18 protein-coding genes are annotated in these 17424 nt (G+C 71.8%); 11 read left to right on the top strand and 7 right to left on the bottom strand.

What is annotated here, in order from left to right:
- Positions 1–341 precede the first annotated feature (341 nt).
- From WBK31_RS17485 to WBK31_RS17470, 4 genes are all read left to right on the top strand, one after another.
- Positions 342–1016 (top strand): ThuA domain-containing protein, encoded by a 675-nt coding sequence (locus tag WBK31_RS17485; protein WP_364052289.1) that lies wholly within the window; start codon positions 342–344, stop codon positions 1014–1016.
- Positions 1001–2089, top strand: coding sequence for a Gfo/Idh/MocA family oxidoreductase (locus WBK31_RS17480; protein ID WP_364052286.1), 1089 nt, complete (start codon positions 1001–1003; stop codon positions 2087–2089). Before WBK31_RS17485 ends, WBK31_RS17480 begins: the two co-directional genes overlap by 16 nt.
- Before the next feature lie 145 nt (positions 2090–2234).
- A complete protein-coding gene (locus WBK31_RS17475; RefSeq protein ID WP_406675240.1) occupies positions 2235–2516 on the top strand; it encodes a hypothetical protein in 282 nt (93 codons plus the stop codon).
- Complete coding sequence (locus WBK31_RS17470) at positions 2516–3439, top strand: cytochrome P450 (RefSeq protein ID WP_378788556.1); 924 nt, start codon at positions 2516–2518, stop codon at positions 3437–3439. The genes WBK31_RS17475 and WBK31_RS17470 overlap by 1 nt, the downstream gene beginning before the upstream one ends.
- 18 nt (positions 3440–3457) lie before the next feature.
- Here the strand turns inward: WBK31_RS17470 and WBK31_RS17465 are convergent, their stop codons facing one another.
- Genes WBK31_RS17465 through WBK31_RS17455 form a run of 3 tightly spaced genes read right to left on the bottom strand, consistent with a single transcriptional unit; the run spans position 3458 to position 6515 of the window.
- Positions 3458–4276, bottom strand: coding sequence for a carbohydrate ABC transporter permease (locus tag WBK31_RS17465; protein ID WP_364052280.1), 819 nt, complete (start codon positions 4274–4276; stop codon positions 3458–3460).
- The gene (locus WBK31_RS17460; protein ID WP_378788561.1) at positions 4276–5214 is read right to left on the bottom strand and encodes a carbohydrate ABC transporter permease; all 939 of its coding nucleotides are present in this window, start codon (positions 5212–5214) and stop codon (positions 4276–4278) included. Before WBK31_RS17460 ends, WBK31_RS17465 begins: the two co-directional genes overlap by 1 nt.
- A gap of 2 nt (positions 5215–5216) precedes the next feature.
- A complete protein-coding gene (locus WBK31_RS17455; protein WP_364052274.1) occupies positions 5217–6515 on the bottom strand; it encodes an ABC transporter substrate-binding protein in 1299 nt (432 codons plus the stop codon).
- A 118-nt stretch (positions 6516–6633) separates the two neighbouring features.
- Here WBK31_RS17455 and WBK31_RS17450 point away from each other — a divergent pair, with 118 nt between their 5' ends.
- The gene (locus WBK31_RS17450) at positions 6634–7575 is read left to right on the top strand and encodes a carbohydrate kinase family protein (protein WP_406675239.1); all 942 of its coding nucleotides are present in this window, start codon (positions 6634–6636) and stop codon (positions 7573–7575) included.
- Entirely contained in the window at positions 7572–8840 is a 1269-nt protein-coding gene (locus WBK31_RS17445; RefSeq protein WP_364052268.1) for an alpha-glucosidase/alpha-galactosidase, read from the top strand. The genes WBK31_RS17450 and WBK31_RS17445 overlap by 4 nt, the downstream gene beginning before the upstream one ends.
- 215 nt (positions 8841–9055) lie before the next feature.
- Here WBK31_RS17445 and WBK31_RS17440 read toward each other — a convergent pair whose 3' ends face one another.
- Both WBK31_RS17440 and WBK31_RS17435 read right to left on the bottom strand, forming a co-directional pair.
- Complete coding sequence (locus WBK31_RS17440) at positions 9056–9835, bottom strand: DeoR/GlpR family DNA-binding transcription regulator (RefSeq protein WP_364052265.1); 780 nt, start codon at positions 9833–9835, stop codon at positions 9056–9058.
- An 8-nt stretch (positions 9836–9843) separates the two neighbouring features.
- Entirely contained in the window at positions 9844–11142 is a 1299-nt protein-coding gene (locus WBK31_RS17435; RefSeq protein WP_364052262.1) for an alpha-glucosidase/alpha-galactosidase, read from the bottom strand.
- A gap of 139 nt (positions 11143–11281) precedes the next feature.
- Between WBK31_RS17435 and WBK31_RS17430 the strand changes: the two genes are divergently transcribed.
- Both WBK31_RS17430 and WBK31_RS17425 read left to right on the top strand, forming a co-directional pair.
- Positions 11282–12457, top strand: coding sequence for an N-acetylglucosamine kinase (locus tag WBK31_RS17430; protein ID WP_378788566.1), 1176 nt, complete (start codon positions 11282–11284; stop codon positions 12455–12457).
- A gap of 371 nt (positions 12458–12828) precedes the next feature.
- Complete coding sequence (locus WBK31_RS17425; RefSeq protein ID WP_364052256.1) at positions 12829–14145, top strand: FAD-binding oxidoreductase; 1317 nt, start codon at positions 12829–12831, stop codon at positions 14143–14145.
- 141 nt (positions 14146–14286) lie between these two features.
- Here the strand turns inward: WBK31_RS17425 and WBK31_RS17420 are convergent, their stop codons facing one another.
- A complete protein-coding gene (locus tag WBK31_RS17420) occupies positions 14287–14853 on the bottom strand; it encodes a TetR/AcrR family transcriptional regulator (protein WP_364052253.1) in 567 nt (188 codons plus the stop codon).
- An 87-nt stretch (positions 14854–14940) separates the two neighbouring features.
- Here WBK31_RS17420 and WBK31_RS17415 point away from each other — a divergent pair, with 87 nt between their 5' ends.
- Positions 14941–15759 carry an NAD(P)H-binding protein gene (locus tag WBK31_RS17415; RefSeq protein WP_406675238.1) on the top strand — a complete coding sequence of 273 codons (819 nt, stop codon included), beginning with the start codon at positions 14941–14943 and terminating at the stop codon, positions 15757–15759.
- A 6-nt stretch (positions 15760–15765) separates the two neighbouring features.
- Here the strand turns inward: WBK31_RS17415 and WBK31_RS17410 are convergent, their stop codons facing one another.
- Complete coding sequence (locus tag WBK31_RS17410) at positions 15766–15939, bottom strand: hypothetical protein (protein WP_406675237.1); 174 nt, start codon at positions 15937–15939, stop codon at positions 15766–15768.
- Between the two features lie 486 nt (positions 15940–16425).
- Between WBK31_RS17410 and WBK31_RS17405 the strand changes: the two genes are divergently transcribed.
- Together WBK31_RS17405 and WBK31_RS17400 are read left to right on the top strand one after the other, a co-directional pair.
- Entirely contained in the window at positions 16426–16986 is a 561-nt protein-coding gene (locus WBK31_RS17405; protein WP_364052245.1) for a TetR family transcriptional regulator, read from the top strand.
- 21 nt (positions 16987–17007) lie between these two features.
- Positions 17008–17421, top strand: a complete 414-nt coding sequence (locus tag WBK31_RS17400) for a hypothetical protein (protein ID WP_406675236.1) — start codon at positions 17008–17010, stop codon at positions 17419–17421.
- Positions 17422–17424 lie beyond the last annotated feature (3 nt).

Raw genomic sequence — 17424 nt, 5'->3', positions numbered from 1 at the left:
CCCGCGACATTTCACCCCCTCCGGGGGCGACCGCCCGCCAGGTCGCCCCCGGAGGGGCCGCCCGTTGTGTCATCACGCCGGGGCCGGGGCGCCCCGTCCTCCACCGCCCCCCTGGGGAGAGTGGTGGCTGCGGCCTTTCGCCGGAGAGGGGTCCAGGTTTCTTCGAGGTGAGGCGAACTTCTCGTTGCCGGTAGGAGAAAGGGGGTGGGGGTTTCGGGGGAAGTCAGACAGAATTGGCGAAGTGTGCCGCTATTCGTGGAATGGGCGGTACGCAACGGTTTATCGTTCAACGAGTGATTGGCGATTGCATGGCGGGCGAGCACACGCGCAAGGTTCTCGTGGTGCGAGGGGGATGGGAGGGGCACGCCCCGGTGGCGGCCACCGACCTCTTCGTGCCCTTCCTGGAGAAGAACGGCTTCGAGGTGCGGCTGTCCGACAGCCCGGCCCCGTACGCCGACCCCGCGTTCATGGCCGAGATCGACCTCATCGTGCAGTGCTACACGATGGGCACGATCGAGCCCGATCAGCTCAAGGGCCTGCGGGCGGCGATCGAGGCGGGCACGGGGATGGCGGGCTGGCACGGCGGCATCGCCGACTCGTTCCGCAACTCCTCCGACTACCTGCACCTCATCGGCGGGCAGTTCGCCTGTCACCCGGGCAAGCATCCCGACGACCCGGACGCGGGCACCGAGCGGCACAACTTCGTCCCGTACACGGTGAACATGCTCCCGGAGGCGGCCGCGCACCCGATCACGGAGGGCATCGAGGACTTCGACCTGGTGACCGAGCAGTACTGGGTGCTGACCGACGACTACATCGACGTGCTGGCCACCACGACGCAGAAGGTGCGCCCGTGGGACCCTTGGCACCGCGAGGTGACCTCGCCGGCCATCTGGACCCGACGCTGGGGCAAGGGGCGGATCTTCGTCACGACCCCGGGGCACAGCCTGGACGTTCTGCAGCACGACAGCGTACGTACGATCATCGAGAGGGGCATGCTGTGGGCCAGCCGCTGACCGTCGGGATCGTGGGCTGCGGAGCCATCTCCGCCCAATACCTCAAGACCATCGACCGCCTGCCCCAGGTGAAGCTCGTCGCCGTGGCCGACCTCGACCCCGAGCGGGCGCGCGCGGCGGCCGAGCAGTACGCGGGCGTCGAGGCGCTGGGCGTGGCCGAGCTGATCGCGGACCCGCGCATCCAGGTGGTGCTCAACCTCACCATCCCGGCCGCGCACGCGGACATCGCGCTGCAGGCCATCGCGGCGGGCAAGGACGTCTACTGCGAGAAGCCGCTGGCCGCGACCGGCGAGGACGCCCGGCGCGTGCTGGACGCCGCCCGCGAGGCCGGGGTACGGGTGGGCTGCGCGCCCGACACCGTGCTCGGCACCGGCACGCAGACGGCCCGCGCCGCCATCGACGACGGTCTCATCGGCCGCCCCATCGCGGCGACGGCGACCATGATGACGCCCGGCCACGAGCGCTGGCACCCCAACCCGGACTTCTACTACGTGCCGGGCGGCGGCCCGCTCCTGGACATGGGCCCGTACTACATCAGCAGCCTGATCACCATGCTCGGGCCGGTGCGCTCGGTCATCGGCGCGGCCAGCAGGACCCGCTCCAAGCGCACGATCGGCTCGGGCCCGCGTCAGGGCGAGGAGATCCCGGTCACCGTGGACACGCACGTCACCGGCGTGCTCGTGCACGAGTCGGGCGTGCTGTCCACGCTGGTGATGAGCTTCGACGCGGTGGCCACCCGCGCGCCCAACATCGAGGTGCACGGTGAGCGGGGCTCGCTCGTCGTCCCCGACCCCAACCGCTTCGACGGGCAGGTGCTGCTGACGAAGCTCGGCGACGGGGAGGCGCGGGAGCTGCCCGTCTCGGCCGGGTACGCCGAGGCGGGACGCGGCGTCGGCCTCATCGACTTCCTGTCCGATCGGGAGCCCAGGGCGGGCGGGACGCTGGCGTTCCACGTCCTGGACGTCATGGAGTCGCTGCTCGCCTCCGCCCGCTCCGGCAGGTCGGTGGACGTCGAGAGCACGTGCGAGCGCCCTGCGGCGGTGGCGCTCGGCGACCCGGCCGCACTCGGCTGACGGTCTTCGGAACGGTCCCGGCCGCGCACGGCCGCAGACGCCGAAAGCGCACGGCCACAGACGCCGAGAGGCGCGCGGCCGGGACCCGCTTCCGCGCACCGGCTCTTCCCCAGGCGTTTAATGGAGGCCAAGGGGGAGCGACTTGATGACTGATTCCACGACGGCGCCCGAGATGCCCGTCTACATGCGGCGCTCGACCTTCACCCCGGATCCCGAGCTGGCGAGGATCCGCGAGGAGGAGGGCGTGCGCAAGGTCAGCACCTCGTTCGGACTCGATGTCTGGATGGTGACGAGGTTCGCCGACGTCCGAGAGGTGCTGGGCGATCCCCCCAGTTCAGCAACGCCCGCTCGGCAGGTCACCGGCCGCCGGGCGCGCCGCGGCTCACCGACGACGAGCTGCGGCGCATACGGGCGGGCAACCTGCTGATGTTCGACCCGCCCGAGCACACCCGGCTGCGCCGCATGCTCACCCCCGAGTTCACGATGCGCCGCATGCGCCGCCTGGAGCCGCGCGTCAGGGACATCGTCACCGCCCACCTCGACGCCATGGAGGCGGCGGGTCCGCCCGCCGACCTGGTGACGTCGTTCGCGCTGCCGATCCCGTCGCTGGTGATCTGCGAGCTGCTCGGCGTCCCGTACGAGGACCGCGCCGACTTCCAGCGCCGCAGCGGCACCATGCTCGACCTGTCGCAGCCGGTGGAGCGGCGGGCCGCCGCGCAGCTCGAATCGCGCGCCTACATGAGCGAGCTGGTCGGCCGCGCGCTCAAAGACCCCGGCGACGACCTGCTCGGCATGCTCGTCCGCGAGCACGGCGACGACCTGTCCGCCGATGAGCTGGTCGGCATCGGCAGCCTGCTGTTGCTGGCCGGCCACGAGACCACGTCCAACATGCTCGGCCTCGGCACGCTGGCGCTGCTGCGCCACCCCGACCAGCTCGGCCTGCTGCGCAAGGAGCCCGAGCGGTGGGGCGCGGCGGTCGAGGAGCTGCTGCGCTGGCTCAGCATCGTGCACTCGGGCACGATCAAGGTGACCACCACCGAGGTGGAGGTGTCAGGTGTGCGGATCCCGGAGGGCGAGCTGGTGGTGTGCGCGCTGCCGGCCGCCAACCGGGATCCGGCGTTCGTGCCCGACCCCGAACGGCTGGACATCTCGCGCGGCGAGATGGGCCACGTCGCCTTCGGCCACGGCGTGCACCACTGCCTCGGCGCGCCGCTGGCCAGGATGGAGATGACCATCGCGTTCCCCGCGCTGTTCGAGCGCTTCCCCGGGCTGCGCGAGGAGGGACCGCCCGCCGAGTTCCGCTCGTTCAACGTCGTGTACGGCCTCACCTCCCTGCCCGTCGCCTGGTAGGCGCCCCTGGTAGAAGGCTCAGCCCTTGAGCCCGGTGAACGTCATGGTGGCGACGAACTGCCGCTGCGCCGCGACGAACCCGACGATGAGCGGCAGCGTCGCCACCACGTTCCCGGCCATGAGCAGCGACCACTGGGTGTGCCGGGTGCCCTGGAAGTTGGCCAGGCCGAGCTGGATCGTGTAGATGTTCTCGTCGCTGATGGCGATGAGCGGCCAGATGAGGTCGTTCCACGAGCCGAGCAGCGTGAACACCGTCAGCGTGGCCAGCGCGGGCCTGGCCAGCGGCAGCACCACCCGCCAGAACACGCCGAACGTCGTGCACCCGTCGATGCGGGCGGCGTCCTCCAGCTCGGCGGGCAGCGACAGGAAGAACTGCCGCATCAGGAAGATCCCGAACGCCGACGCCAGCCACGGCACGAACGCCGCCGCCAGCGTGTCGATCAGGCCGAGCCGGCTGAACATCACGTACGTCGGGATCATCAGCAGCTGGGTCGGGATCATGATGGTCGCGAGGATCATCAGGAACCCGGCCTGCTTGCCGAAGAACTTCAGCCGCGCGAAGCCGTACCCGGCCATGGAGCACAGGACGAGGTGCGACACGACCGAGACGGCGGCCACGATCACCGTGTTCAGCAGCCACAGCAGCGCCTGCGACTGGCTGAACAGGCCCGCGAACCCGTCGAGGGTGAGCCGGCTCGGGATGAAGCGCGGCGGGAAGCGGTTGATGTCGCTGTCCGGCATGAACGCGGTCAGCACCATCTGCACCAGCGGCAGCGCGAACAGCAGCGCCAGCGGCATGAGCAGCAGGTGCCACGGGCTGAACGGCAGGCGTCGCATCAGAAGGCCTCGATCTTGCTGCGCCGGGAGTAGAGGATCATCCCGACGGTGATGAGCATGGTGGCGGCGAACAGCCCGTACGCGACGGCCGAGCCGTAGCCGAACTTGGTGAGCTTGAACGCCTGGACGTAGACGTAGTAGACGATCGTCTGCGTCGCCCCGAGCGGCCCGCCCCTGGTGGTGGTGAAGACCAGGTCGAACAGCTGCAGCGCGGTGATCGTCTGCCAGATGGAGGTGAAGACGGTCACCGGGCCGAGCTGCGGCATGGTGACGTGCCGGAAGACCTGCCAGCGGCCGGCGCCGTCCATGCGGGCCGCCTCCACCACGTCCTTCGGGATGTCCTGCAGCGCGGCCAGGTAGACCACCACGGTGAAGCCGACCTGCCCCCACAGCGCGATCAGGCAGATCACCGCGAGCGCCTGCGACTGGCTCTCCAGGAACTGCTGCTGCGGCAGGCCGAGCACGCGCAGGACGCTGTTGGCGGCGCCGTACTGCGGGTTGAAGACGAAGTTCGCGAGGATGCCGGTGGCCGCGGCCGAGGCGACGAACGGGATGAAGATGCACGTACGGTAGAAGCCGACCAGCTTGATCGGCCGGTTGAGCGCGACCGCGACGAGCATCCCGAGGAAGATCGACGACGGGACGAACAGCACCGTGAACACCAGCGTGTGCCGCACGGCCGCGAGCAGATCGGGGTCTTGGACCATGAGCTCGTAGTTGAGCCAGCCGATCGGCTTGGCGGGGGAGATGCCGTTCCACTTCTGCCGGGAGATGAGGAACGCCCACACCGCCGGGAAGATCGACAGGCCGACCACGAGCAGGGTGGCGGGGCCGGCGAAGCCCCATCCGGTCAGCGTGCGATGCAGCCACCGCACCCGGCCGGACGGGAGCGTCGCCGCGTGTGCGGCCGGACGGCGCCCGGCGAACAGCACCGACATCGTCAGCCCCCGGCCAGCGCCAGGGCCGACTTCTGCGCCGCCTCGTCAAGGGCCTGCTTGGGCGTCGCCGCGCCCTGCATGGCCTTGGCGATGGCCTCGCCGACGTGCCGCGACATCTCCACGTAGCCGCTGACCGTGGGCCTGGCCTGCTTGGCGTTGGCCAGGTTGGCGACCATCTTCTCCGCGCCCGGGTACTCCTTGATGTACGTCTCGTACTCGGGCAGCTCCGTCTCGGAGGTGCGCAGCGGCAGGTTGCCCTGCGTGAGGTTCCACTGGGCGTCGCCCTCCGCCGAGGTGAGCCACTTGATCAGCTCGAACGACCAGTAGGCCCGGTTGGCGTCGCCGTTGTCGAACAGCGTCCACAGGTCGGGCCCCGAGACGGTCTGGTGGTCGCCGTTGGTGCCGGGCAGGAAGGCCACGCCGTAGTCGGTCTTCTTCCGCTTGAGGTCGTACAGCGACCACGGCCCGTTGATGATCATGGCGATGCGGCCGTCGGCGAACAGCGGCGCGTACCGCTCGTCGGTCTGGTCGAGGTAGACGCTCTTGTCGTCCACCGCCATCGCCCGCAGGAACTCCAGCGCGTCCACCCCGGCCTGCGAGTTGAACGCGGGCTTCTTGTGATCCGGCGTCAGGATGCTGCCGCCGCGCTGCCACAGCAGCGGCCAGAAGTGCCAGGTCGTGTCCTCCGACGCGCTCACCGAGTACGCGGTCCCGTAGATCTTCTCCGCCGGGTCGGTGAGCTTCCTCGCCGCCTCGCGGAAGTCGTCCCAGGTCCAGTCATCGGTCGGGTACGGCACGCCCTTGGCGTCGAAGAGCTTCTTGTTGTAGAGCAGCGAGAGGTTGTCCACGATCGCGGGGAAGCCGATGACCTGCCCGTTCGGCGTCGCGGTCGAGCGGGCCGCCTCGGGGAACTCCTCCCACCCGACCGACGGGTCCTTCACCTTCTCGGTCAGGTCGAGGGTCTTGCCGGACTCCTGGAGCTGCGAGGCCCAGCTTCCGAAAGCGTAGGAGATGTCGGGGTAGACGCCGCTCGCGAAGCCGGCGGAGAGCTTCTGCAGCAGGTCGTCGGTGGTCGAGGCGCCGGAGGAGACCTCGATCGTGACGTTGGGGTGCTGCTGGGTGAACTTTGCGGCCAGCCCTTCGAGGACTTTCTGCGCGTCCGCCGTCTGGCCCGTCCACCAGGTGAGCTTCACCTTCGCCTGCGGGTCCACCGTCTTCGCGCCCTCCTGCGCCGACCCTCCGCAGCCCGCGGCCGCCAGGACGATCGCCGCGACCAGGGCCGCCGCGGTTCTTCTTCGCACTGTGGATGCTCCTCCCGGAATGATTGGAGCCAATCATGGTGACTTTCGAAGTCTTGTCAATACCTTCGAAAAATCGCAAGACTTGACAAGCTTCCACAACACCTGAAACGGTGCCGTGGTGTCCAGAACGACCTTCGACCTGCTTGTCGTCGGCGACGCCAACCCGGACGTGATCGTCTCCGGCGCGCCTCGCCATCCCGAGTTCGGCCAGCGCGAACAGCTCGTCCCCGCCGCCGGTCTGGTGCTCGGCGGCTCCGGAGCGATCACCGCGTACGGCGCCGCCCGGCTCGGCCTGCGCACCGCGTTCGTCGGCCGGGTGGGGGACGACCCCGCCGGGGCCTTCGTCCTGGACGCCCTGCGCGGCGGCGGCGTCGACGTCTCCGCCTGCGTCGTCGACCCCGACGTGCCCACCGCCATGACCGTGGTGCTCGCGGACGGCGACGACCGGGCCATACTCACCGCCTCCGGCTGCCTCGACCGGCTCGCCGCCGACGACGTGCCGCGCGGGCTCGTCGAGCGGGCCGCGCACGTCCACGTCTCGTCGTACTTCCTCCAGCCGCGGCTCGCCGCCGGGCTCCCCGGGCTGTTCGCCCTGGCCAGAGCGGCCGGCGCGTCCACCTCGCTCGACACCAACGACGACCCCGCCGGCCGGTGGGCGGGCCTGGCGGAGGTCCTGCCCGTCACCGACGTCCTGCTGCCCAACGAGGCCGAAGCGCTCGCCATCGCCGCCGCCGTCGCGGGCCCGCCGCCCGGCGGCGCCGGTGTGGAGTGGGCCGTACGCGAGCTGGCCGCCCGCGGCACGCTGCCCGTCGTCAAGCGCGGCGCGCTCGGCGCGCTCGCCTTCGCCGACGGAGAGCCCGCCGAGGTGCCCGCCACGCCCGCCACCGTGGTCGACGCCGTCGGCGCGGGCGACAGCTTCAACGCCGGCCTGCTCGCCGCGCTGCTGCGCGGCCAGCCGCTCAAGCAGGCCATGACCGTGGCCGTGACCTGCGGCACCCTTTCCACCCGCGCCGCAGGCGGCACCGCGGCGCAGCCCACCTGGGAGGAAGCAACGTCATGAAGAAGATCGTGTTCGTCGGGGCGGGAAGCGTCGTCTTCACCCAGGGACTGCTCGCCGACCTGGTCGCCTTCCCCGAGCTGCGCGGCATGCGCATCGCGCTGCACGACATCGACGCCGAGCGCCTGGAGGTCGCCGAGGCCGTCGCCCGCCGCATCACCGCCGGCGCCGCCACCGTCACCGCCCACCTCGACCGCCGCGAGGCGCTCGACGGCGCCGACTTCGTCATCAACATGGTGCAGGTCGGCGGCTACGACGCCACCGTGACCGACTTCGAGATCCCCGCCGGGTACGGGCTGCGCCAGACCATCGCCGACACCATCGGCGCCGGCGGCGTGTTCCGCGCGCTGCGCACGTTCCCCCTGCTCGACGCCCTCGCCGCCGACATCGGCGCGGTCTGCCCCGACGCGCTGCTGCTCAACTACACCAATCCGATGGCGATGAACGTGTGGTACCTGTCGGGCAAGGTCAAGAACGTCGTCGGCCTGTGCCACTCCGTCTACTGGACCATGCGGGGACTGGCCGATCTCGTGTCGGTGCCGTACGAGGAGGTGTCGTACGTCGCGGCCGGCGTCAACCACCAGGCGTGGGTGCTGCGCTTCGAACGCGACGGCGAGGACCTCTACCCGCGGCTCGACGTGGACGACCCCGAACTGCGCAGGCGGGTCAGAATCGACATGTACCGGCGGCTCGGCTACTACCCGACCGAGACCAGCGAGCACTCCGCCGAGTACGTGCCGTGGCTGATGCACCACGACGGCGAGATCGACCGGCTGCGCATCCCCGTCGGCGAATACCTGCGGGTCAGCGAGGAGAATCTGGCCGAGTACAAGCGCACCCGCGATCTCGTGCGGAGCGGCGGCGAGCTGGACATCGCAGGAACCGACGAGTACGCGCCGCAGATCATCCACAGCATCGTCACCGGCACGCCGCGCGTCGTCTACGGCAACGTCGTCAACGACGGCCTCATCTCGAACCTGCCGCAAGGCTGCGTCGTCGAAGTACCGTGCGCGGTGGACGCCACCGGCGTCCGGCCCACCGCCGTCGGCGCGCTGCCGCCGCAGTGCGCGGCGCTGAACCGGGCGTACGTGAGCGTCAACGAGCTGACCGTGCGCGCCGCGCTGGAAGGCGACCCCCGCCTGGTCAGGCACGCCCTGATGGTCGATCCGAACACGGCCGCGTCACTGACGCTCGACCAGATCTGGGCCATGGCCGACGACCTGACCCGGGCACACGGCGACCTGCTCCCGGAGGCGCTGCGCGCCTGACCACCGCCGCCTCACCCGCGCCCGCCACCCGCACTCGCGCCCAGGCCCGCCACCCGAACCCGTGTCCGGGCCCGGCACCCGCACCCGCGTTCGGGCCCGTCGCCCCACCTGCGTCCGGGCCGGCTACCCCATCCGCGCCCGGGCCCGCCGCGGGGGTCGGGCGCGCGGCGGCGGCCGGCGGGACGGGGAGCGACGGCCCAGGGGCCGGACCGGGCTCAGCGGGCGATCTCGACCTCAAGCCCCTTGTCCCGCAGCGCCGCCACGCACTCGGGATCGGCCGACTCCCCGGTGATCAGCAGATCGATCTCCCCGATCGCGCAGATCGGCGCCATCTCCACCACGCCCAGCTTCGACGCGTCGGCCACCAGGATCTTCCTGGCCGCCGCCCGCAGCATGCGCTGCTTCATCTCGGCGTCGGGCAGGCTCACGTTCGTCACCCCGGCGACCGGGTCGATGCCGCCGCAGCCCATGATCACCGTGTGCGCCCTGATGCCCTCGAGCAGCTTGCCGCCCAGCGGATCGACCAGCGAATGCTGCTGGCGGCGCAGGGTCCCGCCGGTCACCACCACCGAGATCCGGGGCAGCGCGGGCTCCAGCTCCAGCGCGGTGCGCAGCCCGTTGGTGAACACCGTCACCTCGGTCAGATCGGTGCGCGCCACCAGCTCGCGGGCCACGTACGAGGTGGTCGTGCCCGCCCCCATCAGCACGGACTCGCCGGACGTCACCAGCCGCGCCGCCACCTTCGCGATCAGCGACTTCTCCACCGCCGCCGTGCCCAGCGACAGCTCGAACGACGGCTCCACGTGCGGCGCGGGCCCGGCGATCATCGCGCCGCCGCGCACCCGGCGTACCTTGCCCTGCTCCTCCAGCGCGTCGAGGTCGGCGCGCACGGTCACGCTCGACACCCCGAACGCCTCGGCGAGCTCCGCCACCCGCGCGAACTCCTGCTCGGCGAGCATCGCCAGCATGCGCTCGCGCCGCACCTCCGTCGGCATCTGCTCCATCACGCACGGACCGCCGCGGGCAGCAGGTCGCCGTGCGCCTCGATCAGCTCGTCGCACAGCTCCTTGATCTTGGGCAGCGGCAGCGTCGCGCCCGTGTTCGGGTCGAGCATCGCCGCGTGGTAGACGTGCGAACGGTCTCCGTCGAGCGCCGCCCGCACGGTCAGCTCCACGACGTTCAGGAACGTCCGGTTGAGCGCGGCGAGCTGCACCGGCAGGTCGCCGACGGGCCGGGGCCGCACCCCCGCCGCGCCGACCACGGCCGGCACCTCCACGCAGCACCCCTCCGGCAGGTTGCCGATCAGGCCCCGGTTGGCCACGTTGACGTAGATCTCCTTCTCCTCACCGGTCAGCATCGCCAGGATCATCGCAGCCGCCGGCTCCTGATGCTGCCACCGGATCAGCAGCGGGTGGCCCGCCGACAGGGCGCGCCGCGTCTCCTCGTACAGGTGCAGGCTCTTGCCGACGCGCCGCAGGTACTCCTCGACCGGCACGCCCAGCCGCGCCGTCTCGTCGGGGTGGCGCATGATCCACGGCACGTACTCGGCGGCGTGCTCGCTCGACTGCGTCGGGAAGTAGCCGAACGTGCGGTAGAGCTCGACGCGTACGTGCCGCCGGAGCTGCGGGTCGGCTTCCAGCACCGCGTCGAGCTCCGGATAGAGCGAGCGCCCGTCCGCCTCGAAGCGCAGCACGAACGACTGGTGGTTGAGCCCGGCGCTGAGGAACGTCACCTCGTCCTCGTCGCGTCCCACGAGATCGGCCAGGTACGCGTGTGTGTCGCACACCGCGTGGCACAGCCCGGCGAACCGCTCGAACCCGGTCGCCTCGTGCACCGCCCACCCGGTCATCGCCATCGGGTCGCTGCAGCTCAGCAGCCACGCGTCCGGGCACTCCTCGGCCATCTGCCCGGCCAGCTCCACCAGCACCGGGATCGTGCGCAGGCCGCGGAAGACGCCGCCGATGCCGATCGTGTCGCCGATGGTCTGGCGCAGGCCGTAACGGTGGGGGATCTCGAAGTCGCGCAACGTCGCGTCGAACCCGCCCACGTCGAGATGGCTCACCACGAAGTCGGCGCCCTTGAGCGCCTGCCGCCGGTCGAAGACGCTGCGGATCTTCGCCTCCGCGCCCGCCTCGGCGTCGATCGCGCGTACCAGCCGCTCGGTCGTGACGAGCTTGCCCGGGTCGTCGTCGTGCAGAATGATCTCGAGTTCGCCGCGCAGGCCGGGACCCAGCACCAGCGCGGAGACCACGCGGCGCGTCAGCTCCACGTCACCGACCCCGATGAAGACGATCCGCGCCATTTCCGCAGTATCCCACGCCCACCCGGGTGCCCCGCCCCTGTGATCCGGCCCTGTCCGCCGGGCGGGCCGGTGGGGCGGCGCTCGGCGGGCATGACGAGTACAGTGCGCGCCGATCCCCCAGCACGACGAGAGAGCGACCATGGACCTGTACCTCGGCATCGACGCCGGCGGCACCTCCACGCGTGCCCTGCTCACCACCTCCACCGGCGAACGCGTCGGCTACGGCCTGGCCGGAGGCGGGAACCCCGTCGCGCACGGCGTCGATGCCGCGCTCGCCCAGATCACCGCCGCCGTCAAGCAGGCGCTCGGCGAGATCGACCCCGGCCGGGTGGCGAACGGCGTCATCGGGCTCGCCGGCCTCGGAGCCCTCCAGGACTCCGCCGTGCACGCCGCCTTCACCCGCGCCTGGGCCGGCTGCGGGCTGCGCTTCCCGGTACGCGGCCTCGAAGACCCTTTGCTCGCCTTCGTCGCGGGCACCCCGCAGCCGTCCGGGCACGTACTGCTGTCGGGGACGGGCGCGGTCGCCCTGCGCGTCGAAGACAGGCGCGTCACCCACGTCGCCGACGGTCACGGCTGGCTGCTGGGCGACGAGGGCTCGGGCTTCTGGCTCGGCCGCGCCGCCGCCCGCCACACCATCCGCCACCTCACCGCCACTCCGGCAGTCCGGCCTGAGCCCGGCATCTCAGGCGGCAGCTCGACTCATCCGCCCACCACCGGCACGGCGGGCGAGCAGCGCACGGAAACCGGCCGCTCGCCCGCTTCCGCCGCCGCGGATCCGACCGGCGAGCACACGGTGGACGGCCGCTCGCGTGGTTCGGCCGCCGGAAACGCGACCGGCGAGCGGACGGTGGATGGCCGCTCGGACCGTCCTGCCGATGCCGGTCACGCGGGTGAGCTGGTGCGGCTGGTGGCCGAGGCGGTGGCCGGGCCCGGGGCGGAGCCGACGGCGCGCATCGCCGATCTCCTCATCATCCGGGCGCAGGCCGCGCCCGTGGCGACGCTCGCCCCGCTGGCGCCGCTGGTCGGCAAGGCCGCCCAGGCGGGCGATCCGGCCGCCGTCGCGATCGTCGAGTCCGCCGCCGAACGGCTGCTCGCCACGCTGGCTCAGGTGCGCGCGCCCGGGGAGACGTCGCCGATCGTGCTGGCCGGCGGCGTCCTGACCGCCGAAGGCCCGGTACGCGAGCACGTCCGGCGGCTGTGCGAGAAGCGATGGACCACCCCGGTCACGATCGCCGGCGACACCGCAGCCGCAGCCGCCTGGCTCGCCGCCGGAGCCCAAGGCCCGCACGCCGCCTGGTTGCGCGCCACCCCCTGACGCACGGCCCTGGGGAGTGAGGTGAAGGTGCGTGCGTGCGGGACTCGGGGAGGAACCGCACAGGATGTGCGCTGGAGCGGCAGGGTGACGAAGCCGAGTACGCCGCGGTAGCCGTTCAGCCACATGTCCCGGTGCTCCCTGGCCGCCGCCAGGGCATCCTCGGCCGCCGCGTCCATGGCGGACGGCGAGACGTCCACCCCGTCGGCGGCCGCGCCGGGACAGCGCGCCAGCGCCCGCACCAGCCACGCTTCCTCCCCGCACCCGTAGCCGACGATCCGCAGGTCACACTCTCCCCGCCGATTTCGTCATAGCCGGTGACCCCGAATCGATTCTCCGGGGCCGTCGGAACGATCCAAAGGAGCAGAGGACATATGACGAACGCGAAGCTGCGCGCGGCCGTGCCGGGCGGCAGGGTGCTGCTGCCGGGCGACGTCGGGTTCGAGGAGGCGGCCAGGCCGTGGAACGCGTCGGTCCGCCAGCCCGTCGCCGCCGTCGTCGAGCCCGGCGACGCGCAAGAGGTGGCGGCGGTGGTCAGGTACGCCGCCGAGTCGGGGATCGCGGTCGCCGCCCAGGCGGGCGGGCACGGCGCGACGGGCGACACCGAGGGGGTGATCCTGCTGCGCACGACCCGCCTGGGCGGCGTCGAGGTGCGCCCCGATGAGCGGGTCGCCCGGGTGGGCGCGGGCGTGAAGTGGGGCGAGGTGCTGGCCGAGGCGGGCCGGCACGGGCTGACGGGCCTCGCGGGCAGCAGCCCGGTCGTGAGCGTGGCGGGGTACACGCTGGGCGGCGGGCTGAGCTGGTTCGGGCGGCGGTACGGGTTCGCGGCCGACGCCGTACGGGCCTTTGACGTCGTACGCGCCGACGGTGAGCCCGCCACGGTGACGGCCGAGTCGGACCCGGAGCTGTTCTGGGCGCTGCGCGGCGGCGGTGGCGACTTCGCGGTGGTCACGGCCGTCGAGTTCGAGCTGTTCCCCGCCCCGGCCCTGTACGGAGGCCGGGTGGCGTGGCCGGCGCACCGGGCGCGCGAGGTGTTCGACGCCTACCGCGAGCTCACCGCGGAGGCGCCGGACGAGCTGGCGCTGTGGTTCGGCCGGGTGAACCTGCCCAACCTGCCGCCCATGGTGACGATCGACGCCGCGTTCCTCGGCGAGGAGCAGAAGGGGCGCGCGCTGCTCGACCGGCTCGGCAAGATCGATGACGTGCTCCGCGACACCCGTGGGCCGCTCGCGGTGGCCGACCTCGGCTCGATCACCGCCGAGCCCGTCGATCCCACCCCCGGCAGGTCCCGTTCGGAGCTGCTGACCGGGCTGGACGACGAGGTCGCCGATCTGGTGCTGGACGCGCCGCTCGCGCCGCTGGCCGTCGCGCAGGTGCGGCACCTCGGCGGCGCGCTGGCCGCCTCCTGGCCGAACGCCGGGCCGAGCGGCCCGGTGGCGGAGCCGTACCTGCTGTACCTGCTCGGGCCCGCCTTCACACCCGAGCTGGCCGAGGCGGCGGGGGAGCGGCTGCGGTGGTTCGCCGGTCAGCTGGGGGAGCGGGCGAGCGGGCGCAAGCCGTACACGCTGCTCGGGTACGGGGAGCGCGCCTCGGCCGCCTTCCCCGCGCCCGTGCTGGAGCGGCTGCGCGCGATCAAGCGCGCCAGGGACCCGCACGGCGTGCTGCGCGCCAACTACCCGGTCCTCGCCTGACCCCCGCCTACCCGGGCCCCGTGTGACCCGCCACCCGGGCCTCGCCTGACCCGGCTCCTGGGCAGGCCCTCGTCGCCGTGCAGGGGTCTGCCCGAGCCGGGGCAGGTCAGGGGAGGCCGCCAACGGCGCTTCCGACCCAGGTCAGGTCAGGGAGTCGATCCAGCGCTCCAAGCGGCGGCCTTCCACGGTCATCAGCTCGGGCTCCCGGAAGGTGTTGGTGAGCAGCGAGACGCCCTGGTACGAGGCGAACAGCCCGACGGCCAGCTCCCGCGCGTCCCCCCGCCCCATGGCGGCGAACTGCGCCTCCACCCAGTCGAGCACCCGCCGCATCACCCCGGCGATCGCCTTGTCCAGCCCGTCGTCGCGCTTGTCCAGCTCGGATGCGAGGGTGCCGGTGGGGCAGCCGTAGCGGGCGGTGACCTCAGGCCGGCTCATCCAGCCGCGTACCAGCCCCTTGAGCCGCTCCTGCGGGGTGCCGAGCCGGTCGAGTTCGGCGATGACGGTGTCGAGCTCGCGGTCGTGCTCGTCGATCGCGGCCTGGATGAGCTGGTCCTTCGTCTTGAAGTAGTAGTAGACGTTGCCCACGGGCACGTCGGCGGCGCGCGCGATGTCCGCCAGAGTCGTCTTCTCGACCCCTCGCTCGTGCAGCACCTGGGCGGCGGCGCTCGCCAGCCGCTCCCGCTTTCCCGGCCGCTTTGAGTCAGTCACCTGACTAACTATAGACAACCGCGCCTCGGGCCCGCTATGGTCGCAGCTCTAAGTCAGTCAACTAACTAAGAACTGAGGAGCACGTCCATGTTCGTCATCACGGGAGCCACGGGGAACGTCGGCGCAGAGGTCGTCCGCCTGCTCGCCGCCGCAGGAGAGCAGGTCACGGCCGTCTTGCGCAACCCCGCACCGCAGCCGGCGGGCGTCCGTCACGTCGCGGCCGACCTGGGTGACCCGGCGAGCCTCGAGGCCGCCTTCGCCGGAGCGAGCGCGCTGTTGCTGCTGGTCGCCGGGCAGGAGCCGGAGGCTGTCATGAAGACGGCAAAGGAGGCGGGGATCCGGCGCGTCGTCCTGCTCTCCTCGCAGGGCGCGGGCACCAGGCCCGGCCAGTACGCGCACCCGGCCGCCTTCGAGGACGCCGTCCGCGCCTCAGGGCTGGAGTGGACGATCCTGCGTCCCAGCGGCTTCTACACCAACACGCTGGCCTGGGCCGGATCCGTGCGCGCCCGGCAGGCCGCCGCCGCGCCGTTCGCCGACGTCGCGCTGCCGTTCATCGACCCGGCCGACATCGCCGAGGTCGCGGCCACGGTGCTGCGGCAGGACGGGCACGCGGGCCGCACGTACGTGCTCACCGGGCCCGAGCCGATCACCCCACGCCAGCGGGCCGCGGCCATCGGGCGGGCGCTCGGCGCCGAGGTGCGCTTCACCGAGCAGAGCCGGGAGGAGGCCCGTACGGAGATGTCCAGGTTCATGCCGGCCGAGGTCGTCGAGGCCACGCTGGACGTCCTCGGCGCGCCGACGGCGGCCGAGCAGCAGGTCAGCCCCGACGTGGCCGCAGTCCTGGGCCGCCCGGCGCGCACCTTTGCCGGCTGGGCCGCCCGCCACGCCGCCGCCTTCCGCCCCTGATGGGCGTCACTTGGCGTCCGGGCCGCCGGGAAGCTCATGCCCGCAGAACTTCTCGGCCGTCTTCTGCGCCGCAAGCCAGCGTTTGCGGGCGGGTCCGTAGTCGATGACGATGCCGGGCCGGGGCTTGTGCTCGGTGACGTATCGCGCGACCGCGGTGCTGGCGGAGGCGCACTTGATCAATGTCGGCTGTAGTCGCCCGGGGGCCTGGGCCGCGTCAAGGAGGAGCTGATCGGCGAACCTCCGGTAGGTCCTGGCTCGGCCCGTAACGCGGAGTCCTTCTTCTTGCCGCTGACGGCCTTCACCTCGGCGAAAATCCGGCCGGACACCGACAGGCTCAGCATGTAACAGGGATCGAGTGTGGGGTCGGTCTCAGATGACGCGGTCGTCGCCGTCGTCCCGGGAGCAGCAGGAGTGCTGGGAGGGGTGGCGGCGGTGGGAGGAGCGGTGCCCGCCTGTGGCGTCTCCTGCCGCCTGCCCTGGCCGGAAGGGCCGGTCAGCAGGAGTGCCGGCACCGTGACCAGCGGCGAGCGTCACGACGATCAATCCTGCGCGCGTCCTTCTGCCCATGCGTTCCCTCCGCGTCGATCTCCGCTGTACGGTTCGCTCTCGGGACCGGCCCCCGGCCTCCGGGACATGTCATACAAGCGTTGGCCTACACTTGTTGTCATGGCGTTCACGGAGAGATCGGCGGCGACCAGGAGTTCGATACTCGCCGCCGCCAGGAAGCTGCTCATCGAGCGTGGCTACGAGGCGATGACGATCCGGGCGGTGGCCTCGATGGTCGGCGTCGACCCCTCGATGGTCATGCGCTACTACGGCAGCAAGGCCGGGCTGTTCAGCGCGGCCGTGGACGTCGACCTCAAGCTCGCCGCCGTCGACGATCCGCCCGTCGAACGGCTCGGCGAGCTGCTCGTACGCCACTTCCTGGCCCGCTGGGAGGGCGACCTCTCCGACGACGTGCTGATCCTGCTGCTGCGCTCGGCCAGCACCAACCCCATGGCCGCCGAGCGCATGCGCGAGGTCTTCGAGACGCAGATCGCCGCCTTCATCGGCCGGGTGACGGGGGCGGACGACGCGGCCTACCGGGCCGGGCTGGTCAGCACCCAGATGCTCGGCCTGGCACTGACCCGCTACATCCTGCGCCTGCCGCCGATGGTGGAGGCCGAGGTGGACGACCTCGTACGCGACATCGGACCGGTGATCCAGCGCTACGTCACGAGCGCCTGAAGCCGGTCAGCGCAGCGAGATGTGCGGCATCTCGCCCGCCGTGCGGTAGCCGATGCGGGTGTAGACGCTCGCGACCTCGGCCGTCCCGAGACGCGGGCCGCCGAGCTGGCCGCCGCCGACCACCTGGCCGGTGGCGGCGGCGCCGGCGGCGACTGGGGGCAGCGCGTCGGCAGCGAGTACTACATGTCGAACCTCGACGCCGACAACATGCACATCCTGCTGCACGAGATCGGCCACTCGTTCGGCCTGGACGACTTCTACGACTGGACGCCGAGCGGCGTCTGCTGCTTCCTCATGAAGGCCGGCAGCGCGTCGCAGATCACGGAGTTCGACGCGTGGATGTTCCGCGACTGGTGGCGCGTCCGGCTGACCGGAGGTTGCGTCCGGGCTTCAGCGGGTACGCGTACCTCCTCCTGGCTCGTACCGGAAAGGTGAGGG

Source organism: Nonomuraea sp. N2-4H (assembly GCF_045291505.1).
Classification (GTDB): domain Bacteria; phylum Actinomycetota; class Actinomycetes; order Streptosporangiales; family Streptosporangiaceae; genus Nonomuraea; species Nonomuraea fastidiosa.
The sequence above is the reverse complement of the archived record's forward strand: the minus strand, read 5'-3'. Positions and strand labels throughout refer to the sequence as shown.